The following is a 20,953-nucleotide window of genomic DNA, read 5'->3' as shown; positions in this document are numbered from 1 at the left end:
CCCTACGGCCAGCCAGCACCCGGCACCTATCAGCCACCGCACCCGATGCCGCAGGTCCATGCACCACCGGCCTATGCTGCGCCACCACATCCGGCACCGCAGGCGGGGCCACCCCCCGGGGCGTTCCGCGCGCCCGCGCCACAGCCGGCACCCCGCCCGGCTCCGCCTCCGCCGGCACCCCATCCGCAGCCGCATCCGGCCACTCCACCCGATCGCGATCACCGCGATCACAGCTGAGACGTAACACAGTACGGGATGGTCAAACCGGTCGGCGGGCCGGTTTGAGGTGCGGACTGCGGTTCACCCCGGTGCGGCGCCTGCCAGTGCCGCCAGATTGGCTTCGATGCGGGCGATGCGGGCAAGCAATGCCGTTTCACGCGCCTCGCGCCGGGCCAGCACGCGCAACGCGCGGGCCAGCCGGTCGGCAAGTTCGCCGATCGCCTCGCGCTCCTGCGCGTCGCACATGCTGCCATCGGGGCGCGGCCCGATCTGCAACATGGTGGCGTGATCAAGCGGCGCCCGGATCGGCCAGACAGGATCATGGTGATCGATCGACAGGCCATGACCGTTCGCGCCGGCTGCGGCCTGTCCCACGGCGACCACCGCTGCGCGCTGCACATGCAGCCGTTGGACCAGCAGATCACTGACCGCCATGATCAGGTGCTCACGATCCCCGGCTTCGGCCAGATCATCAATCAGGATCGGTCCATCACGGCGCAAATGAACGAGGTCGGCGCGAAAGCGGTGTTCGACAAAATGGCCAATGCGGTGGTGCAGCGGGCCGATCGCGACCGCGGCAAACGCCGCACCCAGCCCGCCGGCCAGTGCGCCGATGCTTTCGCCAAACCATTCCTCGCCCACGATCTCGATGATCTTTTCGGTGCCGGCAAAGATTGCGACCAGCGCCAGCGTCATGCCGCCATACAGCAGCGACCGGCTGATCACCACCGGGGCATCATACAGCCGGTACCGCAACAGCGACATCACCAGCCCGCCGGTGATCAGCAGCGCGGTGATCGCGAACAAGGCCGGCGTGATGATATAGGTCCAGGGCCCGATCACAGCGAAGGGAAACGCCGGATAAATGACAATGTCCAAAGTCTGGCCCACACACGCAAACCAGCCAAAGCCAAGCACAAACCCCAACATGGCCCAGCGCCATTGCCGCCGCGCATCGCGCGTTTCACTGCGATACCGCTGCACCAGCGCGCCGAGCGACAGCACCGCGACCACGATTACGATCGGAAACACCGATGCCGGCAGCGCCATCATGCACACGATCAGCGGCAGCACGGCAAGCGCCAGCCAGCCGGTCCAGCGCGGACTGAATTCGCCCGAGGGAAACGACAGGCAGGTGGTCACCAACGCGACAAAGGCCAGCATCCCCACAGCCTCGAACAGCCACCATGTGCCGATGTCTGCAAAGTACCGCGCCTGATTGCCCGCCATCGACGCCAGCGCCAGCAAGCCGACCGAAAGCAACGCTGCCACCGGTTCGGCGCGCCGCCGGACCAGCAGCACCGCCCCCCCAGCCAGCACCACCGGCGCCAGGGCGAACAGTACGACGCACAGCCAGGTCAGCATTGCGGGTGATAATCCCGATGGCGCAAGCAACTGCTCTGCCGCATGCGCGCGGTGGGCCAGCACCACCCGCCGCGCCGCGCCGCCGGGATGGCGCACCGTCAAGGCAACCGGCTGGCCTTCGTTGACCAGCAAGTGCCGGCCTGCCCGATCACTGGCGACAGGATCATCATCGCTGCTGCCCGGCAGCGCGATGCCATCGATCGCATCGATGTGATCACCAAGCCGCACACCCGCCGCCACGGCTTCGGGCAGGGCCGCCTCAATCCGGTTGGCAGTGCTGTCAAACCGCACGCCCAGCGGCAGCCATGATCGTGAGGCCGCCGCGCCATAGTCCAGCATGATCCGGGCCGCGCCGACCGTGCCAACCACCAAAATCACCGCCAGCACCACCCAAGTGACCGCAAACACGATTTGCGCGCCGCGGCCCATTACGGGCAGACGCCAGACCGCCGATGGTTGCGCCACACCCGATACCCCCTATGCCATGACCTGCGGCGACCTTAACGCCGGGCCAGTGACTGACAAGCCGCGTTTCGGGCGATGCCCTGCGGCACGAAGCCCTTGACCGACGCGGCCTGTCGGACGCAGAGCACGCGCGACTGTGATCGCTGTTCGGAGATTGCCCTGTGACCCATCCCGCCGCTGCCCGCATCACCCTGCTCGATGGCGGGACGGGGCGTGAACTCAAACGGATCGGCGCGCCGTTCAAACAGCCCGAATGGTCGGCGCTGGCGCTGATCGAAGGGCCGGAGTTCGTGGCGCGCGTGCACCAGAGCTATGTCGATGCCGGCGCCGATGTGATCACCACCAATACTTATGCCGTGGTGCCGTTCCACATCGGCGAAGAGCGGTTTGCCGCACAGGGCCATGATCTGGCCGCTCTGGCCGGATCGCTCGCGCGCGGCGTGGCCGATTCTGCGCCGCGCCAGGTGGCGGTGGCCGGATCGCTGCCGCCGGTGTGCGGATCCTACCGCCCCGATCTGGTCGATATCGATCGCGCGCGCCCTATTCTGGCGGTGCTGGTCGCGGCGCTGGCGCCGCATGTTGATCACTGGCTGGCCGAAACGCTGTCTTCGCTGAGCGAGGCCGAACTGGTCGCCGAACTGACCGCGCCGTCGGGCAAGCCGCTGTGGCTGTCATTCACGCTCGACGACACGCACCCGGGCGCCATCGCGCGGCTGCGGTCGGGCGAAAGCGTGACCGATGCCGCGCTGCTGGCGCAAAAACTGGGCGCGCAGGCCGTGCTGTTCAATTGCAGCCAGCCCGAAGTGATGGCAGATGCGGTGCACGCCGCCCGCGCCGCGACCGGCCTGCGCATCGGTGTCTATGCGAACGCATTCCCGCCCCAACCCGAAGAAGCGACCGCCAATGCCGTGCTGCTGGATATCCGCGCCGATCTCGACCCGGCCGGCTATGGCGCGTTTGCGCAAAGCTGGCGCGACGCCGGCGCGACGATCCTGGGTGGATGTTGCGGCATCGGCCCGGAACACATTGCCGCGCTGCATACGCTGAATGGCTGATACCCCCGCAACATGTCTAGACATAACAGCGCCCGCGCATTAGCTTTGGCATATGCACCTGGCAGGTCCGACTGAAAACCGTGTACATGCAACCGAATGGCCCACCATTGCGCTGGCGGCGGTGATCTATGGCGGGTGGATCGCGCTGACCGCGTGGGCCACCCTGCTGCCGTGGCCGCTGGTCCTGATCGGTGGCGCATGGCTGATCGCGTGGCAGGGATCGTTGCAGCACGAGGTAATCCATGGTCACCCGACCCGGCATCGCTGGATCAACACCGCGATCGCCTTTGTCCCGCTGTCGCTGTGGCTGCCTTATGTGACGTATGCGCGCGAACACACCGTGCACCATGCCACGCCGCATCTGACCGACCCCGATGATGATACCGAAAGCAACTATCTGGCGCGTGGCGGCGGTCTGGCGCACTGGCTGGCGGTGATCGATGCGCCACTGGCCGGGCGGATGCTGATCGGTCCGCCGCTGCGGATCGTGCGGTTCTGGCTGTCGGAAATCCGCCGCTTGCGTCAGGACCCGGGCGGCGTGGCACGCGAATGGCTGCCGCATCTGGGGGCGGTCGTGCTGATCCTGGTGTGGCTGCACCATGTCGGGCTGCCGCTGTGGGCCTATGCGCTGTGGTTTGTGTGGCCGGGCACCGCGCTGTCGCTGATCCGGTCTTATGCCGAACACCGCGCCAGCCCCGATCCCGCCGAACGCACCGCGATCGTCGCCGATACCGGCCCGCTGGCGCTGCTGTTTTTGAACAACAACCTGCATGTGTGGCACCACACCCGCCCCGATGTGCCGTGGTATGCGCTGCCCGCATTATACCGCGCCGCGCCCGATGCCTTTCCCGCAGCGCCGCGCTATCCCGGCTATGGCACGGTCATCGCGCGCTATCTGTGGCGGCCGCACGACCGCATCGTGCATCCCGCGCCGATCCGCCGGACCTGATGATTGCATCGCTGGGCATGTATGACCCGCGCTGGCTGACCGGCGCGAACGACGCACTGTGGCAGGCGCTGGCAAAGCGGCTGCGCGATCTGGGGCTGACCGGGGTTCCACCGGCCTTGACGCGGGACCGCCCGATCGATGTGATCTGGACAGCGCCCGATCTGATGCTGGCGCAGACCTGCGGTTATCCGCTGACTACGCGGTTGCACGATCAGGTCACGCTGGTGGCGACACCGGTCTATAACGCCGAAGGTTGCGACGGGGCGTGGCATCGTTCCGCGCTGATCGTCCGCCGCGATGATCCGGCGCGCGACCTGGCCGATCTGGCCGGGCGGCGCGCGGCCATCAACGCGCGCGATTCCAACACCGGCATGAACCTGTTGCGCGACCGGGTGGCACCGCTGGCGCAAAGAGGCCGGTTTTTCGGCCAGGTGATCAAGACCGGCGCGCATGCGCGCAGTCTGTATGCGGTCATCGCCGGGCAGGCCGACATCGCCGCGATCGATGCGGTCACCTGGGCCCTGCTGCGCGACCGCTATCCCACCATCGACCGGCGCATTCGCGTGCTGGGCTGGACCGCGGCGACGCCCGGGCTGCCGCTGATCACCAGCGCCGCGCAACCCCCGGCGGTGGTCGCCGCATTGCGCACCGCGCTGCGCCGGGTGCTGGCCGATCCGGCGCTGGCCGCCGCCCGCGCCGCACTGCGGTTGAACGGGATCGCGCTGATCGACCGCGCCGCCTATGCCGTGGTGCCCGCGCTGGAACAGGCCGCGATCCGCGCCGGTTATCCCGTGCTCGCCTGAAGGATTCACTTGGAACTGCACTGGCGTGCAGACATACCTCCCGCCCCGCCTCGCGAGCCCGACCACCACAGCATGATGGTATCATTGGTGGTCGGGCTCGCGAGGCGGGGCGGGAGGTATGTTTCGCGCAAAGCGCGAACCGGAACTAACCCGGGATCTGGTTGAACGGCACGCCCTTGTCGGGGCGATGGTCCTGCGGCAGGCCCAAAATCCGTTCGGCGATGGTGTTCAGCAGCATCTCGTCGGCGCCACCGGCGATCCGCCCGGTCGGTGCGTTGATCCAGCTGGCCGCCCAATCCTCCTTGGCATGGGCATGGGCATCGAACGCCAGCCCGGCCGGACCCATCAGATCGAGCGCGAGTTCGGACAATCGCTGGCGGCTGCGCACCGCCACCAGTTTGTTCAGCGATCCTTCGGGGCCAGGCTCCATGCCGGCCTGCATCATCCGCATCGCGCGGGTGGTGATCGCGTCCAGCCCGGCGCGCATCGCGTGGTTGCGCGCGATCGCCGATCGCACGCGGCCATCCAGGATCGCGGGGCGGCCGTTGTAATCGGTATCGCGTGCGGTTTGCACAAACAAATCAAGATGCGGGCCAAAACCGCCGCTGTCGGTGGCGATATAGCGTTCGATCATCAGCGTGGTCATCGCCACGCCGAAACCGCCGCCGACCGGGCTCATCCGCTGGCTGTCTTCCAGCCGGACGTCGTCAAAGAACACTTCGTTGACGTGGCTGTCGCCGCCCGCCAGCTTGATTGGCCGCACGGTGACCCCCGGCGCCTTCATGTCTACCCAGAAATAGGTCAGCCCCTTGTGTTTGGGCACGGTGGGGTCGGTGCGCACGACAATCACGCCATAATCACAATATTGCGCCCAGCTGGTCCACAGTTTCTGGCCATTCATCCGCCAACCGTTGCCATCCACTTCCGCACGCGTGCGCAGCCCGGCCAGATCGGAGCCGCCAGCAGGCTCGGAAAACAGCTGGCACCAGATTTCTTCACCGCGCAGCGCCCGTGTTACGCGTTCCTTTACAAATGCGCGATCCTGGCCGTGGCGCATCAGGATCGGCACCGGCATGCCCAGCGAAATGCCGAAATACCCGGACGGCATGCCCAGCGCCATTTCCTCTTCTTCAAACACCAGCTTGTGCAGGTGTGACAGGCCCTGCCCGCCATAATCCTGCGGCCAGTTGATCCCGGCAAAGCCGGCGTCATAGCGCGCCGCCAGATAGCGGCGGCCCAGCGCCAGATCAGCCTCTACCGCCAGGCCAGCGCGTGCCGGCCGCGCAAAGTCGCTGGCGACCGAGTGCAGCCATTGCCGCGAACGGTCGCGCCAGCTGTCAATTGCAATATCGGATGCGATGGTTGTCACGCTGCTTCTCCGACCAGATGGTCCACCAGATAATCTTCCCAGAACAACAGATTGCCCTGTTCGATGGCCAGGCTGCGCGCGCGGCGCATGTGCAGGTGCAGCCCGGCATCCCATGTCACGCCGATCCCGCCATGGATCTGCACGCAATCGCGCGCGGCAGTGTCATAGGCATCGGTCGCGGATATCCGCGCATCGGCCGCCGCCAGCGCAAAGTCTGCCGTGCCTTCACAGGCGGCCGCGTGGATGGCATTGGCGCGCGCGATTTCAACCAGCCCGTACAATTCGGCAATGCGATGTTTGACCGACTGAAACGCGCCGATCGGCTGGCCAAACGCCTTGCGCGTCAATGCATAGTCGCGCGCGATAAACAGCAGCGCCTCCGCCCCGCCAACTTGTTCGTGGGCAGTGACCACCGCCATTCGCGCCAGCATGTCATGCGCCAGATTGCGTGCCGCCGCCCCTTGCGCCAGCACGCGCGCCGGCGTCGCGGCAAACGCCAGATCGGCATAGAGCCGGCTGTTGTCAAAGCTGTGCACGGGGGTTCGCCCGACCTCGCCAAGCTCTGCCAGCGCCAGCACCGGACCTTGCGCGCCCATCGCCCACACCACCGCACAGTCCGCCGCCAGTCCGCCGGTGACCGCCGGTTTCACCCCGGTCAGCCGGCCATCGGCATAGCTGACCACCGGTTGCGGGGGCAGCACGGCATTGCCCTCGGCCAAAGCGACGGTCGCAATCGCCTCTCCGGTCGCCAGACGCGGCAGCCACGCGGCGGCCAGATCGGCATCGGCGCCATCGACCAGCGCGCGCACGGCGCCGTATCCCTGGGTCAGAAACGGTGCGCCAGCGGTGGCCGCACCGGTTGCCTGCGCCACCAGCCCCAGCTCGATCAGGCCAAGGCCCAGCCCGCCATGGGCCTCTGGAATCGCCAGCGCGGTCCAGCCCTGTTCGATCGCGGTATCCCAGAACACCGTGTCATACCGCCCCACCGGCTCGATCAGCCCGAGCAGGCGGTCTTTTGACACCCGCGCGTCAAGCACGCGCCGCGATTGTGTCGCGATCGCCACTTGCCCTTCGTCATGAAGGATCGACATCCCGCTCTCCCCATCCGTTAATCGTTCGGTTAAAGGCTGTAGCGGCGGTTGTCTGCGAGCGGTAGCCCTTTTTGCGCAGGAAATGCCGCGCCGCCGCGCCCATAACCCGGATTACTGCGAGGCCGCCGGCGCCACAGTGCCCCCCACCACCGCATCGAACACAGAATTGATCGAATCCTTGCTGGGTTCATCAGACGAAGGCCCGACCGGCACGCGCGCTGGTTCAGGCGGCTTCGGAGCTTTTGTGGGCTTTTTCGTCGTCACTGCGCGCTTTGGCGGTGCTGGCGTCGCAACAGGGCTGGGCGCTGCGACGGCCGCTTCGCCGCCCGAAGCCACACCATCGGCCGGCAGCAGCGCAGTTGGCAGCGGCGGCACCGGCACCGGCACTGGCGCAGGCGCGGGCGCGGGCTCTTGCGGTTGCGGCAGCCGCGCGGCCGGCACAGGGTCAACTGCCAGCGGTACAACTGGCAGCGGTGCGGCAGACGGCGCCAGGGCGGACTGACTTGGCGGCAGGCTCCATATCCGCCCACGCGGCAGGAGCAGGCCCTGTTTGCCAAGACCGCGCGGCGCAGCGGGCGCTTCCGGTGCCGGTGCCGGTGCCGGCGGCTGGGCCGGATCGGCAACGCCGGGCGCCGCGACCGCCGCAACCGGGCCAAAGCCGCGCGCCAGGCTGTTCAGCTGATCGCTCATCACGGTATCGACCGCCGGGGCGATCTTGTCGCGCGGATAGCGCATATAGCCACCCACAACATATTCGAAAATGACCCGCGTACCGCCCTCGACAGGCTTCAGCGTGACGGTCAGCACGCCGGTCACCGCTTCGCTTTGCAGCGGGCCGAGCGCGCCGACCATCCGCAGCGCGCGACCGCGATCGACAAACACCACCCGCATATGCGCGACACCACCGCGGGCTGGCGCGCGCGCCGCCACGCCGGGCTTGGCTGCCTTGGCGGCCACCGGCGCTTCGCCTGGCAGCACCTCGCAAAAACAGCCGCCGGGTACCGGATCGAGCGTCAGATTGGCCGCATCGCCCGAAAAGGTGTGGTCGCCCGACCACCATTGCGCCGGCGTGGTCAGGCGTTTCCAGATCGCGGCCGGCGTACCATCCAGCACCGCGGCATTGCGCGATACGAAACCCTGATCGGTCTGTGCGGTCACCTCCGCCCGAACCGGGCTGGACGCTGCGACCATGCCGATCACGGCACTCACCAGACACCGCTGCCACGCCGTCATCCTGATTCTCCTGCCACTCGGCCTTGCGTCAACGACGTTGCCATAAACACAAAAACCCGACGAGTCCGCCTCGTCGGGTTTTGCGTGTTGCAATCGCGGACAATTCCCGCGGCGATCAGGCGATGATCGCCTCGATCGCCGCGGTCACATGGTCCATGTCCGCCATGCCATCGATATGCGCGACAATCCCGCGTGCATCATAAATCGGCAGGATCGGCTGAGTCTTGGCGCGGTATTCGGCCAACCGGGTGCGCACCGTCTGTTCATTGTCATCGGGGCGGCGTTTGAATTCATGACCGCCGCAACGGTCGCAGGTGCCATCAACCGCCGGGCGTTCGAATTGGTCGTGATAACCCTTGCCACATGCGCCGCAGGTAAACCGCCCGGTGATGCGTTCGACCAGCGCGTCTTCATCAACGTCCAGTTCGATCACGTGATCCAGCCGGCGGCCGCGTTCGGCCAGAATGGCATCGAGCGCGTGGGCCTGTGGTGTGGTGCGCGGATAGCCATCAAAGATCGCCCCTTGCCCTTCGCCCATCGCATCCAGCTCATCGCCGATCAGCGCCGACACGATCTCATCCGAAACCAGTTGCCCCGCCTCCATCACCGCCTTGGCCTGCAGCCCGACCGGGGTGCCGGCCTTGACTGCGGCGCGTAGCATATCGCCGGTAGACAGCTGTTTCAGCCCGTGGCGATCGACCAGTCGTTGCGACTGGGTGCCCTTGCCCGCACCGGGCGGTCCCAGCAGGATGATATTCACAAGGCAATTCCCCCGTTTTTTCACACGCCCCGCTTATGCGTCAGCGCATCCGGCCTTTCAACTTGGCCTTTTTGATCAGGTCACCGTACTGGTGCGCCAGCATATGTGACTGAATCTGGGTAATCGTGTCCACTGTCACGTTCACAACAATCAACAGACTTGTGCCGCCAAAAAACAGCGTGCCCATGCCGGTTTCGGCCATGATCCATTCGGGCAACACGCAAACGATGGTGATATACGCAGCGCCCAGCACGGTGATGCGGGTCAGCACATAGTCAAGATAGATCGCGGTGTTGCGGCCCGGACGGATGCCGGGAATGAACCCACCATTGCGCTTCAGGTTGTCGGCGGTTTCTTCGGGATTGAACACCACTGCGGTGTAGAAAAAGCTGAAGAACACGATACCGGCCGCATAGAGCACCATGTACAGCGGCTTGCCGTGACCAAGGTACTGGTTCAGCGTGACAATCACCTGGCCCATCACGGTGTCGGGCGACACCGACTTGCCCGCAAACTGCGTGATGGTCAGCGGCAGCAACAGCAGCGAGCTGGCAAAGATCGGCGGAATCACCCCGGCGGTGTTGAGCTTCAGCGGCAAATGGCTGCGGTCGGCCGCCATCATCCCGTTTTGCGTCGCGCGGCGCGGATACTGAATCAGCAAGCGGCGCGTGGCACGTTCAAAAAAGCAGATGAACACCACGATCGCCATCAGCAGCGCGATCACCCCGATGATGACAAAGGCATTGAGCGATCCGGTGCGGCCCTGTTCGAACAGGTTGCCGAAAAACTTCGGCATTTGCGCCACGATGCCCGCCATGATGATCAGCGACACGCCATTGCCGATGCCCCGGCTGGTGATCTGTTCACCCAGCCACAGCAGGAACATGGTACCGCCGACCAGGCTGATCACCGCACCGATCTTGAACATCAGGCCCGGGTCGACCACCGCTTGCAGGCCCGAAGACGCGCCATAGCTTTCCAGCCCGGTGGCCAGGAACCAGCCCTGCAACGCGGTCAGAAACACCGCGCCATAGCGGGTGTACTGGTTCAGCTTTTTGCGCCCGCTTTCGCCCTCTTTCTTATAGGCGGCCAGCGCGGGGTGGAGCGATGCCGACAGCTGCACCACGATCGACGCGGTAATATAGGGCATCACTCCCAGCGCGATCAAGCTCATGCGTTGCAGCGAACCGCCTGAAAAGGTGTTGAAGATGTCCAGCACACCACCCTGCGTCTTGCTGTACAACGTTTCCAGGATCAGCGGATTCACGCCAGGCAGTGGCACAAAGCTGAGGAACCGGAACACGATCAGCGCGCCGACGGTAAACCAGATCCGGCGCTGAAGCTCGGTCGCCTTGGAAAAATTGGCCAGATTAAGAGTGCTGGCGATGTTGTCGGCGCGTGATGCCATGATCGGGCACAAGCCTTTCGGACTTTATAAACCGGGCGAAAATGCCGATCGGGACCAGACGGCCCCAACCGGCTTTCCTGTGAAGATGTTGTCAGCCCATATAGTACGGGCGCAGGGATGCAACACCCCCGCGCCCGCACCAGAGCCGTAAAAAATGCAGCGCCGTTAAACGGTGCCGTACTTGCCCTTGATCGGCGCGACCACCTTGATGACGACTTCGACAGTGCCACCGACCGCAGCAACCGCGGCCAGAGCGCCCTTCGACGCGCCGTCAACCTTGAAATCCACCTTGGTGGTCAGCTCACCCTTGGCCAACAGACGCACGCCATCCTTGCCACCCCGGCCAAGCCCAGCGGCCTTCAGCGCAGCCTGATCGACGACGGTGCTGGCGTCCAGCTTGCCCGCGTCGATGAACTTTTGCACCATGCCCAGGTTAACCTCGGCAAAATCCTTGGCGAAAATGTTGTTGAAGCCACGCTTTGGCAGCCGCATGTGCAGCGGCATCTGGCCGCCTTCGAAACCGTTGATCGACACGCCCGAGCGCGCCTTGGCACCTTTTTGCCCGCGACCGGCGGTCTTGCCCTTGCCCGAACCGATGCCGCGTCCAACGCGCATCCGGCCCTTGCGGGCGCCATCATTGTCACGCAGTTCATTGAGTTTTGTCATGTGAAGCACTCGCTTTCGCTTTGAGTCGCGCTGTGGGAGGCGGCGCAATAGCTGCGCCTCCACCGTTTGTCACCCTGTTCCGGCCCAGTCCCGGATAAACCAAAAAGCTCCGGCGTAACCACCGGAGCTTTCGGTTATTCATGACCCGGGCCGGTAAAGGCTCAGTCAACCACCGCAACCAGGTGCGGCAGCCGGGCAATCGTGCCGCGAACTTCAGGGGTATCCTTCAGTTCGACGACGCGATTCATCTTGTTGAGGCCCAGGCCGATCAGCATTTTGCGCTGGGCTTCCGGGCGGCGGATCGGCGAACCGATCTGCTTGATCTTGATGGTTGCCATGGTCGTTTACTCCACGATGGCTTCGGCGGCGGCGGCTGCCTCCGCCGGTGCGGCGCCCGAACGGCCAAGCAGGTCAACGACCTTCTTGCCACGACGCTGGGCAACCGACTTCGGCGAAGTCTGGTCGGTCAGCGCGTCAAACGTCGCACGGATCATGTTGTAGGGGTTGGACGAACCGACCGACTTGGTCACCACGTCGTGCACACCCAGGCTTTCAAACACGGCGCGCATCGGCCCACCGGCGATGATCCCGGTCCCGGCCGGGGCCGAGCGCAGGTTCACCTTGCCAGCACCAAACCGGCCCTTGCCGTCATGGTGCAGCGTGCGGCCTTCCTTCAGGGGGATGCGCACCATCTTCTTCTTGGCAGAAGCGGTCGCCTTGGTGATCGCTTCGGGCACTTCGCGAGCCTTGCCGTGGCCGAAACCAACCCGGCCCTTGCCGTCACCGACCACGACCAGCGCCGCAAAGCCAAAGCGTTTGCCGCCCTTTACCGTTTTCGACACGCGGTTGATGTGAACCAGCTTTTCAATCAGCTCTTCACCGCCGTCGTCGTCGCCGCCGCGACCGCGACGATCGCGATCGTTGCCGCCACGACCACGACCACGGTCGCGATCCCCGCCACCGCCGCCGCCGCCACGGTCATTGCCACGACCACGGCCACGGCCACGGCCTTCACGCGCTTCGGGGGCAGCCGCATCAACTGCGGGGCCTTCCACAATGGTTTCGTCAGCCATGCCTTAGAACTCCAGCCCGCCTTCGCGGGCAGCGTCGGCCAGCGCTTTGACGCGGCCATGGAAAAGGAAACCGCCGCGATCGAACACGACAGCAGTGATGCCGGCCGCCAGGGCTTTTTCGGCAATGTCCTTGCCGACTTTGACCGCGGCATCGACGTTCGGACCGATCGATTTTTCGCCCTTCACCAGCGTCGATGACGCGGCCAGGGTACGGCCGTGGGCATCGTCGATGATCTGGGCATAGATATGGCGGCCCGAACGATGGACCGACAAACGCAGGCGACCGCCCGAATTTGCCTTGATCGACGTGCGAACACGCCGACGGCGGCGCGCGAAAAGAGACAGCTTGGCCATTACTTCTTCTTCCCTTCCTTGCGGAAGATGAACTCGCCGCGGTACTTGATACCCTTGCCCTTATAGGGTTCGGGCTTGCGCCAGCGACGGATCTCGGCCGCAACCTGACCGACTTGCTGCTTGTCGATCCCGCTGATCAGGATCGTGGTGTTGTCCGGCGTCTTGACCTCGATGCCTGCGGGCACCGGGAAATCAACGTCGTGGCTGTAACCAAGCTGCAGCTTGAGGTTGGTGCCCTGCGCCATGGCGCGGTAACCGACCCCGGTGATCAGCAGCGTTTTGGTATAACCCTCGGTCACCCCGGTAACCAGGTTGGCCACCAGCGTGCGCTGCATGCCCCAGAACGCGCGAGCGCGACGGGTGTCATTGGCCGGCGTCACCGAAATGTCGCCAGGGTTGACCGCATACGTGATGTCATCGACGAGCGTCAGCGTCAGGGTACCCTTGGGGCCCTTCACGGTCAGCACGCCGTCTGCGATGGCGGCGGATACCCCTGCGGGGATTTCCACCGGCCGTTTACCGATGCGGCTCATCAGAACACCTCCGCAAGCACTTCGCCACCGACATTCGCGGCACGTGCTTCGGCATCCGAAAGCACGCCACGCGGCGTCGAGACGATGGTGATGCCCAGGCCGTTGCGGATCACCGGCAGTTCTTTCGAACCCGAATAGACCCGGCGGCCCGGCTTTGACACGCGGGCCACGTGCTTGATCGCCGGCTGGCCTTCGAAATATTTCAGCTCGATGCGCAGCTGCGGATGGGCGCCCGTGGAATCTTCGGTGAAGCCACGGATATAGCCTTCGCGCTGGAGCACTTCGAGCACGTGCGAACGCAACTTCGACGCGGGGCTAAGGACGGAATCCTTCTTCGCGCGCTGTCCGTTGCGGATGCGGGTGAGCATGTCACCCAGGGGGTCGGTCAATGCCATCGTGAAATCCTTACCAGCTCGACTTGGTCACGCCGGGGATCAACCCCTTGTTGGCGAGATCGCGAAGTTCGATGCGGCAAAGCCCGAACTTGCGATAATAGCCGCGCGGACGGCCGGTGGTGTTGCAGCGGTTGCGCACCCGGGTCGGGTTTGCGTTGCGCGGCAGTTCGGCCAGTTTCAGGCGTGCGATCAGCCGCTCGGTATCGTCGAGCGCCTTGTCGTTGGCCTGGGCCTTGAGCGCGGCATACTTTGCCGCGAATTTCACAACGAGCTTCTTGCGCCGCTCGTTTTTGTTGATCGAACTCAGTTTCGCCATGGACTTAAGCTCTTTTTGTCAGGATGCCAAAAGCATGTGGTGCCAAAAACATTCGGGTTAACTCAGGCCGCCTGGGCCTGGGCATCAACCTCCTGCGGGAACGGGAAACCGAACAGACGCAGCAATTCGCGCGCCTCGTCATCGGTCTTGGCAGAGGTGGTCACGATGATGTCGAGCCCACGTACCTTGTCGATCTGATCATAGCTGATCTCGGGGAAAATGATCTGTTCCTTGAGACCCATCGCATAATTGCCCCGGCCATCGAACGATTTCGGGTTCAGACCCCGAAAGTCGCGGATACGCGGCATCGCGATGGTGATCAGGCGGTCGAGAAATTCGTACATGCGTTCGCGGCGCAGGGTCACCTTGCAACCGATCGGCATGCCTTCGCGCAGCTTGAACTGCGCAATCGACTTTTTCGCCTTGGTGATCACCGGCTTCTGCCCGGCGATCAGTTCCATTTCAGCGGCTGCCGTCGTGACCTTTTTCTTGTCCTGACTGGCTTCGCCAACGCCCATGTTGAGCGTGATTTTTTCGATCCGGGGAATTTCCATCACGTTGGAATACCCGAACTTGGCCTGCATCGCCGGAATGATTTCAGCGTCGTACTTGGCCTTCAGCCGCGCAATATACCGATCACCCATCGATCATCTCCCCCGACTTCACGGCCACGCGGACCTTCTTGCCATCGCGGTCTTCAAAACGCACCCGCGTCGGCTTGCCATCCTTGTCGGCGACAGAAACCTTCGAGATGTGCATCGGCGCCTCAAAACGGTCGAGACCGCCTTGCGGATTGGCCTGGCTGGGCTTGCGATGACGGGTGGCGATGTTCACGCCACCGACCACGACCTTGTTATCCTTGGGCATGACCTGGACAACGGTGCCGGTGCGGCCCTTGTCCTTGCCCGAACGAACGACGACAGTGTCGCCCTTCTTGATCTTTGCAGCGGACATTACAGCACCTCCGGCGCAAGGCTGATGATCTTCATGAAACCGCGCGCGCGCAGTTCACGAACCACCGGGCCAAAGATACGCGTGCCGATCGGTTCTTCGTTCTTGCCCACCAGCACCGCGGCATTGGTGTCAAAACGGATGACGCTGCCATCGGCGCGACGAACGTCCTTGCGCGTGCGCACGATCACGGCGCGGTGCACGTCGCCCTTTTTGACGCGGGCGCGCGGCTGCGCTTCCTTGATCGACACCACGATGACATCGCCGACGCCGGCAAAACGACGCTTCGACCCGCCCAGCACCTTGATGCACTGGACGCGCTTCGCGCCGCTGTTGTCAGCGACTTCGAGATTGGATTGCATCTGGATCATTGATCCGGTTCCTTCTCACTGGCTTGCCGGAACCAGTCCGGCAGTTCCAAATTCGGTTCTGCGAAAACCACACCGCCGTTCAGGGCGGTGCAATCTTCAAATCAAACGTCTGCTTCGACCGCAGCGACCTTGCCGGCCAGCACGCGATCAACCACTTTCCACGTCTTCAGCTTGGAAACCGGCGCAGTCTCTTCGATGCGCACGGTCTCACCCAGCTTGAACGCGTTGTCCTCGTCGTGGGCGTGGTACTTTTTCGAGCGGCGGATGATCTTGCTGTAAAGCGGATGCTTCACCTTGCGTTCGACCTTCACCACCACGGTCTTGTCATTTTTGTCGGAAACCACCGTCCCGACCAGGATACGCTTGGGCACGTTGGTTCTCCTTACGCCTTTACCGCACGCGAACGTTCGGTTTGCAGCGTTTTGATGCGGGCAATCTGGCGGCGCACTTCCTGGATGCGGGCCGGGCGTTCCAGCTGGCTGGTAGCCGCCTGGAACCGCAGATTGAACTGTTCGCGCTTCAATTCGACGAGGTCAGCGGAAAGCTGGTCGTCGCTCTTGAGGCGCATGTCCTCGAACTTCGCCATGGTCTTTCCTCCTTATTCGCCGCCAAGGTGCGACGTGTCGCCGAGGCGAGCCACAACCTTGGTCTTGATCGGCAGCTTCATTGCCGCACGGCTGAACGCTTCGGCCGCCAGCGGGCCGGGAACGCCATCGAGCTCGAACATGATCTTGCCCGGCTTGACGCGTGCGGCCCAATATTCCACCGAGCCCTTGCCTTTGCCCTGACGGACTTCGGCAGGCTTTTTCGACACCGGCAGATCCGGGAAAATCCGGATCCACAGCCGCCCCTGGCGGCGGATGTGGCGGGTGATCGCACGGCGAGCCGCTTCGATCTGGCGCGCGGTAACGCGATCCGGTTCCATCGCCTTCAGCCCGTACGAGCCGAAATTGAGGTCGGTGCCGCCCTTGGCGTTGCCCTTAAGCCGTCCTTTGAACGCCTTGCGGAACTTGGTTTTTCTGGGTTGCAGCATGGCCTTGTACCCTTAACGCGACGGACGCACGCCCGAGGTCTGTGCCTCGAGCATCAGACGATCCTGTGCCATGGGGTCATGGCCCAGGATCTCGCCCTTGAAAATCCACGTCTTGATGCCGATCACCCCATAGGCGGTGTGCGCTTCGGCTTCGGCGTAGTCGATGTTGGCACGCAGCGTGTGCAACGGCACGCGACCTTCGCGGTACCATTCCACGCGCGCGATTTCCGCGCCGCCCAAACGGCCACCGCAAGTGATCTTGATGCCTTCGGCACCCAGTCGCAGAGCCGATTGCACCGCACGCTTCATCGCCCGGCGAAACGCCACGCGGCGGACCAGCTGATCGGCAATGCCCTGCGCCACCAACTTCGAATCGATTTCCGGCTTGCGGATTTCGACGATGTTCAGCTTGACGTCGCTGGCGGTCAGCTTCGACAGGCGGGCGCGCAGCTTTTCAATGTCTGCACCCTTCTTGCCGATGATCACGCCGGGGCGCGCCGCATAGATCGACACGCGGCACACCTTGGCCGGGCGTTCGATCACCACCTTCGAAATCGCTGCCTGGGGCAGGCTTTCGACGATGAACTTGCGGATCTTCAGGTCTTCCTTGAGCAGACGTTCGTAGCTGCGCCCTTCGGCGAACCAGCGGCTGTCCCAGGTGCGGTTGATCTGCAGACGCAGACCGATGGGGTTGGTCTTGTGACCCATGGATCAGGCCTCCTCGACTTGGCGAACGACGATCCGCAGCCGCGAAATCGGCTTCAGAATCCGGGTCGACTTGCCGCGACCACGCGTGTGGAAGCGCTTCATCGTGATCGACTTGCCAACGCTGGCCTCAGCCACAATCAACGCATCAACGTCAAGATTGTGGTTGTTTTCGGCATTGGCGATGGCAGAGGCGAGCACCTTGCGGGCGTCGACAGCCATGCCTTTTTTGGAAAAGCTGAGGATGTTCAGCGCATCACCGACCTTGCGGTTGCGGATCAGTGCGGCCACCAGGTTCAGCTTCTGCGCCGAACCACGGATGGTGGTGCCGACAGCCAAAGCTTCGTTCGCCGCAACGCGGCGGGGGGCGGATGGCTTGCTCATCAGCGCTTGCCCTTCTTGTCTGCGGCGTGGCCGGGGAAGGTGCGCGTGGGCGCAAATTCACCAAGCTTGTGCCCAACCATGTCTTCGTTGACCGAGACCGGGATGAACTTGTGCCCGTTGTAGACGTTGAACGTCAGACCAACGAACTGCGGCAAGATGGTCGACCGACGCGACCAGGTCTTGATCGGGCCAGCGCGCGAACCAACGTCCTGCGCCACTTCGGCTTTTTTCAGCAGGTGGAGCTCGACGAAGGGGCCCTTCCAGACGGAACGTGCCATGGGGTGTTACCTCTTCTTCTTCGCGTGGCGCGAACGGATGATCATCTTGTCCGTTCGCTTGTTGTGGCGGGTGCGGGCACCCTTGGTCGGCTTGCCCCAAGGGGTGACCGGGTGACGGCCGCCCGAAGTCCGGCCTTCACCACCACCATGCGGGTGGTCGACCGGGTTCTTGGCAACACCACGTGTCAGCGGGCGCTTGCCCAGCCAACGGTTGCGACCGGCCTTGGCCAGGTTCTGGTTGCCGTTGTCGGGATTTGACACCGCGCCAACCGTACCCATGCAATCACCGCGCAGGTAGCGCTGTTCGCCCGAATTGAGTCGGACGATCACCTGGCCACGGTCACGACCAACGACCTGCACATACGTCCCCGCCGAACGGGCGATCTGGCCACCCTTGCCCGGCTTCATCTCCACATTGTGGACAATCGTGCCGACCGGCATCTGCGACAGCAGCATGGCATTGCCAGGCTTTACGTCGGTCTTTTCACCGGCCACGATAATATCGCCTGCGGAAAGACGCTGCGGCGCCAGGATGTAGGCCTGTTCGCCATCAGCATAGTTGACCAGCGCAATGAACGCGGTGCGGTTTGGGTCATATTCCAGACGCTCGACCGTAGCCGGCATATCCCACTTGCGACGTTTGAAGTCGATGAAGCGATATGTCTGCTTGTGACCACCGGCAATACCGCGGCTGGTCACATGGCCCTTGTTGTTGCGACCACCGGTCTTGGACTTGCCTTCGGTCAATGACTTGACCGGCTTGCCCTTCCACAGCGACGACTTGTCGACGAGAACCAGGCCACGGCGTGCGGGGCTGGTCGGGTTATAGCTTTTGAGTGCCATGATCCTTGCGCCCTCAGATACCGCTGGTGACGTCGATCGACTGGCCGGCGGCCAGGGTCACAACGGCCTTTTTAACGTCGGAGCGCGTGTAGGGCTTACCCTTCCAGCGCTTGGTCTTGCCCTTTTGAGTCAGGGTGTTCACCGCAGCGACCTTCACATTGTAGATCGCTTCGATGGCCGCCTTGATCTGGGGCTTGCTGGCGCTGCCTGCGACCTTGAACACAACCGCGTTGTGTTCGGACAGCAGCGTTGCCTTTTCGGTGATGTGGGGAGCCACGATCACGTCATAATGGCGCGTGTCGATTGCGTCCTTAGCCATGGAAACGTGCCTCCAGCTTTTCGACCGCTGCGCGCGTCAGCACCAGCGTGTCATGCTTCAGGATGTCATAGACATTGGCACCGATCGCCGGCAGCACGTTGATGCCGATGATGTTGCGCGATGCCAGGGCAAAGCCCTGATTCACGGTGTCACCATCAACCACCAGCACTTTTTTGCCGAAGTTGGCTTTGGCCAGCGTCCCGACCAGCGCCTTGGTCTTGGCATCGGCCAGTTCCAGGCTGTCAACCACCACCAAGCCCTGCTTGGCCTTCGCCGACAGTGCCATCTTCAGACCGAGCGCGCGGACCTTCTTGTTCAGCGAAATATCGAATTCGCGAACGCGCGGACCATGCGCCTTGCCACCGCCGATGAAAATCGGCGCACGACGGTCACCATGACGAGCGGTACCACCACCCTTTTGGCGACCAAACTTCTTGCCGGTGCGGGCAACATCGCTGCGTTCACGCGCCTTGCGCGCGGTGCCACGACGGTTTTCCAGCTGCCAGGTAACGACGCGGTGCAGGATATCAGCGCGCGGTTCCAGACCGAACACATCATCCGACAGCTCGACATCGCCAGCAGCCGTTCCGTCCAAATTGAGGACCTGAACCTTCACGACTTAGCCCTCCTGGCCGTCGGCCGCTGCGTCAGCAGCAACTTCGTTGTTGTTGGAAGCCGTTTTCAGGCCGGCGGGATAGGGGGCCGCCGCATGGCGATCGAGTTTGACCGCATCACGCACGAGCAGCCAGGCGTTCTTCGACCCGGGAACAGAGCCCTTGACGAAGATCAGCCCGCGTTCGTCGTCGATACGGACAACTTCGAGGTTCTGCTGGGTGCGCTGACGGTCGCCCATGTGGCCGGCCATTTTCTTGTTCTTGAACACGCGGCCCGGATCCTGGCGGTTGCCGGTCGAACCGTGGGCACGGTGCGAGATCGACACGCCGTGCGTGGCACGCATACCGCCGAAACCCCAGCGCTTCATCGCGCCGGCAAAGCCCTTGCCCTGCGTGTGGCCGGTGATGTCAACCATCTGCCCGATCGCGAAATGCGATGCGGCAATGGTTGCACCCACATCCAGCGTGGCATCGTCGGCCACGCGGAATTCGGCAACCTGTGCCTTCAACGGCACTTCGGCCTTGGCGAAATGTTCCCGCTGCGGTTTCGCAACGTTCTTTTGTTTGGCGGTGCCCGCACCCAGTTGAACCGCGACGTAACCGTCGCGCTCTTCGGTGCGAACCGAAACCACCTGGCAATTTTCAAGCGACAGGACGGTAACCGGCACGTGCCGACCATCATCCTGGAAAAGGCGGGTCATCCCGACTTTCTTCGCGATCACGCCGGTGCGCATGATCTGACTCCTCAACAGAGGCCTGCAGGGGACCATCCCCTTCAGGCGTGTTCAGCCCGTAATGCGAAGCATGCCCCCGTCCGGGCTGAATGCCCCTGTGCACCAAAGTGCGCAGGAACCAACGGGGGACGCTTTCCCGGCCAGGTGCCATTCCCGATGGGGAACGGCGGATGCCGGAGGTATCCCTTTGTCAGAGCGGTGTGTTACCGCTTAACCGGTCCCGGTTGGCCGGGGGTCCGAAAGGAACTTTGGATGGCCCGAAGGCCGTCCGAAACAGTGATCGTATCAGACCCGCTTACGCGAGTTTGATCTCGACATTCACGCCGGCCGCAAGGTCCAGCTTCATCAGCGCGTCGACGGTGGCCGCATTGGGCTGCACAATGTCGAGCAGACGCTTGTAGGTCCGCACTTCAAACTGTTCGCGCGACTTTTTATCGACGTGCGGGCCACGGTTGACGCAGAACTTTTCGATGCGGGTCGGCAGCGGAATGGGACCACGGATCAGCGCGCCGGTGCGGCGAGCGGTATCTGCGATTTCCCCGGTCGCCTGGTCGAGCACACGATGATCAAATGCCTTAAGGCGAATGCGGATGTTCTGGGCGTCCATGTCCGTTTACCGATGCGAAAGAGCGAAAAAAACAGCCGACCCGCCGATGTCCGATCCCGG

30 protein-coding genes are annotated in these 20,953 nt (G+C 63.7%); 3 read left to right on the top strand and 27 right to left on the bottom strand.

All coding sequences use genetic code 11. The annotated features are described in order from the left end of the window. Positions 1–300: 300 nt before the first annotated feature. Positions 301–2,049 carry a hypothetical protein gene (locus ABWP89_RS15660; RefSeq protein WP_353230452.1) on the bottom strand — a complete coding sequence of 583 codons (1,749 nt, stop codon included), beginning with the start codon at positions 2,047–2,049 and terminating at the stop codon, positions 301–303. 161 nt (positions 2,050–2,210) lie between these two features. On the opposite strand from ABWP89_RS15660, the gene ABWP89_RS15655 reads away from it, so the two are divergent. The 3 genes from ABWP89_RS15655 to ABWP89_RS15645 are packed head-to-tail and all read left to right on the top strand — an operon-like array spanning position 2,211 to position 4,856. Beyond that, positions 2,211–3,104 (top strand): homocysteine S-methyltransferase family protein, encoded by an 894-nt coding sequence (locus ABWP89_RS15655; RefSeq protein WP_353230450.1) that lies wholly within the window; start codon positions 2,211–2,213, stop codon positions 3,102–3,104. Positions 3,105–3,156: 52 nt separating this feature from the next. After that, complete coding sequence (locus tag ABWP89_RS15650; RefSeq protein WP_353230449.1) at positions 3,157–4,053, top strand: fatty acid desaturase; 897 nt, start codon at positions 3,157–3,159, stop codon at positions 4,051–4,053. Next, positions 4,053–4,856 carry a phosphate/phosphite/phosphonate ABC transporter substrate-binding protein gene (locus ABWP89_RS15645; RefSeq protein ID WP_353230448.1) on the top strand — a complete coding sequence of 268 codons (804 nt, stop codon included), beginning with the start codon at positions 4,053–4,055 and terminating at the stop codon, positions 4,854–4,856. The genes ABWP89_RS15650 and ABWP89_RS15645 overlap by 1 nt, the downstream gene beginning before the upstream one ends. Positions 4,857–5,001: 145 nt before the next feature. Here the strand turns inward: ABWP89_RS15645 and ABWP89_RS15640 are convergent, their stop codons facing one another. The 26 genes from ABWP89_RS15640 to rpsJ all read right to left on the bottom strand — a co-directional run bounded on the left by ABWP89_RS15640 (position 5,002) and on the right by rpsJ (position 20,893). Then, positions 5,002–6,225, bottom strand: coding sequence for an acyl-CoA dehydrogenase family protein (locus ABWP89_RS15640; protein ID WP_353230447.1), 1,224 nt, complete (start codon positions 6,223–6,225; stop codon positions 5,002–5,004). Further along, entirely contained in the window at positions 6,222–7,316 is a 1,095-nt protein-coding gene (locus ABWP89_RS15635) for an acyl-CoA dehydrogenase family protein (protein ID WP_353230446.1), read from the bottom strand. The genes ABWP89_RS15640 and ABWP89_RS15635 overlap by 4 nt, the downstream gene beginning before the upstream one ends. 111 nt (positions 7,317–7,427) lie before the next feature. Continuing rightward, positions 7,428–8,525, bottom strand: a complete 1,098-nt coding sequence (locus tag ABWP89_RS15630; protein WP_353230445.1) for an SRPBCC family protein — start codon at positions 8,523–8,525, stop codon at positions 7,428–7,430. Between the two features lie 139 nt (positions 8,526–8,664). Beyond that, positions 8,665–9,309, bottom strand: coding sequence for an adenylate kinase (locus tag ABWP89_RS15625; protein WP_353230444.1), 645 nt, complete (start codon positions 9,307–9,309; stop codon positions 8,665–8,667). Between the two features lie 40 nt (positions 9,310–9,349). Next, positions 9,350–10,717, bottom strand: a complete 1,368-nt coding sequence (secY, locus tag ABWP89_RS15620; protein WP_353230442.1) for a preprotein translocase subunit SecY — start codon at positions 10,715–10,717, stop codon at positions 9,350–9,352. A gap of 165 nt (positions 10,718–10,882) precedes the next feature. Further along, the gene (gene rplO / locus ABWP89_RS15615; RefSeq protein WP_353230456.1) at positions 10,883–11,383 is read right to left on the bottom strand and encodes a 50S ribosomal protein L15; all 501 of its coding nucleotides are present in this window, start codon (positions 11,381–11,383) and stop codon (positions 10,883–10,885) included. 161 nt (positions 11,384–11,544) lie between these two features. Next, on the bottom strand, positions 11,545–11,721 hold the full coding sequence (rpmD, locus tag ABWP89_RS15610) for a 50S ribosomal protein L30 (protein ID WP_353230441.1): 177 nt from the start codon (positions 11,719–11,721) through the stop codon (positions 11,545–11,547). Positions 11,722–11,727: 6 nt separating this feature from the next. Then, the gene (gene rpsE / locus ABWP89_RS15605; protein WP_353230440.1) at positions 11,728–12,456 is read right to left on the bottom strand and encodes a 30S ribosomal protein S5; all 729 of its coding nucleotides are present in this window, start codon (positions 12,454–12,456) and stop codon (positions 11,728–11,730) included. 3 nt (positions 12,457–12,459) lie between these two features. Then, positions 12,460–12,810, bottom strand: a complete 351-nt coding sequence (gene rplR, locus ABWP89_RS15600; RefSeq protein ID WP_353230438.1) for a 50S ribosomal protein L18 — start codon at positions 12,808–12,810, stop codon at positions 12,460–12,462. Further along, on the bottom strand, positions 12,810–13,343 hold the full coding sequence (rplF, locus tag ABWP89_RS15595; protein ID WP_353230436.1) for a 50S ribosomal protein L6: 534 nt from the start codon (positions 13,341–13,343) through the stop codon (positions 12,810–12,812). Before rplF ends, rplR begins: the two co-directional genes overlap by 1 nt. Further along, entirely contained in the window at positions 13,343–13,738 is a 396-nt protein-coding gene (gene rpsH / locus ABWP89_RS15590) for a 30S ribosomal protein S8 (protein WP_353230434.1), read from the bottom strand. Before rpsH ends, rplF begins: the two co-directional genes overlap by 1 nt. A 10-nt stretch (positions 13,739–13,748) precedes the next feature. Next, positions 13,749–14,054, bottom strand: coding sequence for a 30S ribosomal protein S14 (gene rpsN, locus ABWP89_RS15585; protein ID WP_353230432.1), 306 nt, complete (start codon positions 14,052–14,054; stop codon positions 13,749–13,751). Positions 14,055–14,116: 62 nt separating this feature from the next. After that, positions 14,117–14,698 (bottom strand): 50S ribosomal protein L5, encoded by a 582-nt coding sequence (rplE, locus tag ABWP89_RS15580; RefSeq protein ID WP_353230431.1) that lies wholly within the window; start codon positions 14,696–14,698, stop codon positions 14,117–14,119. Then, positions 14,691–15,008: a 50S ribosomal protein L24 gene (gene rplX, locus ABWP89_RS15575; RefSeq protein WP_353230429.1), complete on the bottom strand. Its 318-nt coding sequence runs from the start codon at positions 15,006–15,008 to the stop codon at positions 14,691–14,693. The genes rplE and rplX overlap by 8 nt, the downstream gene beginning before the upstream one ends. Then, positions 15,008–15,376, bottom strand: a complete 369-nt coding sequence (gene rplN / locus ABWP89_RS15570; RefSeq protein WP_336896653.1) for a 50S ribosomal protein L14 — start codon at positions 15,374–15,376, stop codon at positions 15,008–15,010. The genes rplX and rplN overlap by 1 nt, the downstream gene beginning before the upstream one ends. A 101-nt stretch (positions 15,377–15,477) precedes the next feature. Next, complete coding sequence (rpsQ, locus tag ABWP89_RS15565) at positions 15,478–15,747, bottom strand: 30S ribosomal protein S17 (RefSeq protein WP_353230428.1); 270 nt, start codon at positions 15,745–15,747, stop codon at positions 15,478–15,480. Between the two features lie 11 nt (positions 15,748–15,758). Next, the gene (gene rpmC, locus ABWP89_RS15560; protein ID WP_353230426.1) at positions 15,759–15,962 is read right to left on the bottom strand and encodes a 50S ribosomal protein L29; all 204 of its coding nucleotides are present in this window, start codon (positions 15,960–15,962) and stop codon (positions 15,759–15,761) included. A gap of 12 nt (positions 15,963–15,974) precedes the next feature. Then, positions 15,975–16,409 (bottom strand): 50S ribosomal protein L16, encoded by a 435-nt coding sequence (gene rplP / locus ABWP89_RS15555; RefSeq protein WP_353230425.1) that lies wholly within the window; start codon positions 16,407–16,409, stop codon positions 15,975–15,977. Between the two features lie 12 nt (positions 16,410–16,421). Continuing rightward, entirely contained in the window at positions 16,422–17,117 is a 696-nt protein-coding gene (rpsC, locus tag ABWP89_RS15550; protein ID WP_353230424.1) for a 30S ribosomal protein S3, read from the bottom strand. 3 nt (positions 17,118–17,120) lie between these two features. After that, entirely contained in the window at positions 17,121–17,498 is a 378-nt protein-coding gene (gene rplV, locus ABWP89_RS15545) for a 50S ribosomal protein L22 (RefSeq protein ID WP_353230423.1), read from the bottom strand. Continuing rightward, the gene (gene rpsS / locus ABWP89_RS15540; RefSeq protein ID WP_353230422.1) at positions 17,498–17,776 is read right to left on the bottom strand and encodes a 30S ribosomal protein S19; all 279 of its coding nucleotides are present in this window, start codon (positions 17,774–17,776) and stop codon (positions 17,498–17,500) included. Before rpsS ends, rplV begins: the two co-directional genes overlap by 1 nt. Before the next feature lie 6 nt (positions 17,777–17,782). Then, the gene (gene rplB / locus ABWP89_RS15535) at positions 17,783–18,619 is read right to left on the bottom strand and encodes a 50S ribosomal protein L2 (RefSeq protein WP_353230420.1); all 837 of its coding nucleotides are present in this window, start codon (positions 18,617–18,619) and stop codon (positions 17,783–17,785) included. Between the two features lie 13 nt (positions 18,620–18,632). Next, the gene (locus ABWP89_RS15530) at positions 18,633–18,938 is read right to left on the bottom strand and encodes a 50S ribosomal protein L23 (RefSeq protein ID WP_353230419.1); all 306 of its coding nucleotides are present in this window, start codon (positions 18,936–18,938) and stop codon (positions 18,633–18,635) included. Next, positions 18,931–19,554, bottom strand: a complete 624-nt coding sequence (gene rplD, locus ABWP89_RS15525) for a 50S ribosomal protein L4 (protein ID WP_353230417.1) — start codon at positions 19,552–19,554, stop codon at positions 18,931–18,933. Before rplD ends, ABWP89_RS15530 begins: the two co-directional genes overlap by 8 nt. Positions 19,555–19,557: 3 nt before the next feature. Next, on the bottom strand, positions 19,558–20,286 hold the full coding sequence (gene rplC / locus ABWP89_RS15520) for a 50S ribosomal protein L3 (protein ID WP_353230415.1): 729 nt from the start codon (positions 20,284–20,286) through the stop codon (positions 19,558–19,560). A gap of 295 nt (positions 20,287–20,581) precedes the next feature. Beyond that, complete coding sequence (rpsJ, locus tag ABWP89_RS15515) at positions 20,582–20,893, bottom strand: 30S ribosomal protein S10 (RefSeq protein ID WP_028639306.1); 312 nt, start codon at positions 20,891–20,893, stop codon at positions 20,582–20,584. Positions 20,894–20,953 lie beyond the last annotated feature (60 nt).

Source organism: Novosphingobium sp. (assembly GCF_040398825.1).
GTDB lineage: Bacteria > Pseudomonadota > Alphaproteobacteria > Sphingomonadales > Sphingomonadaceae > Novosphingobium.
This window is presented reverse-complemented; position numbering and strand designations above follow the sequence as displayed.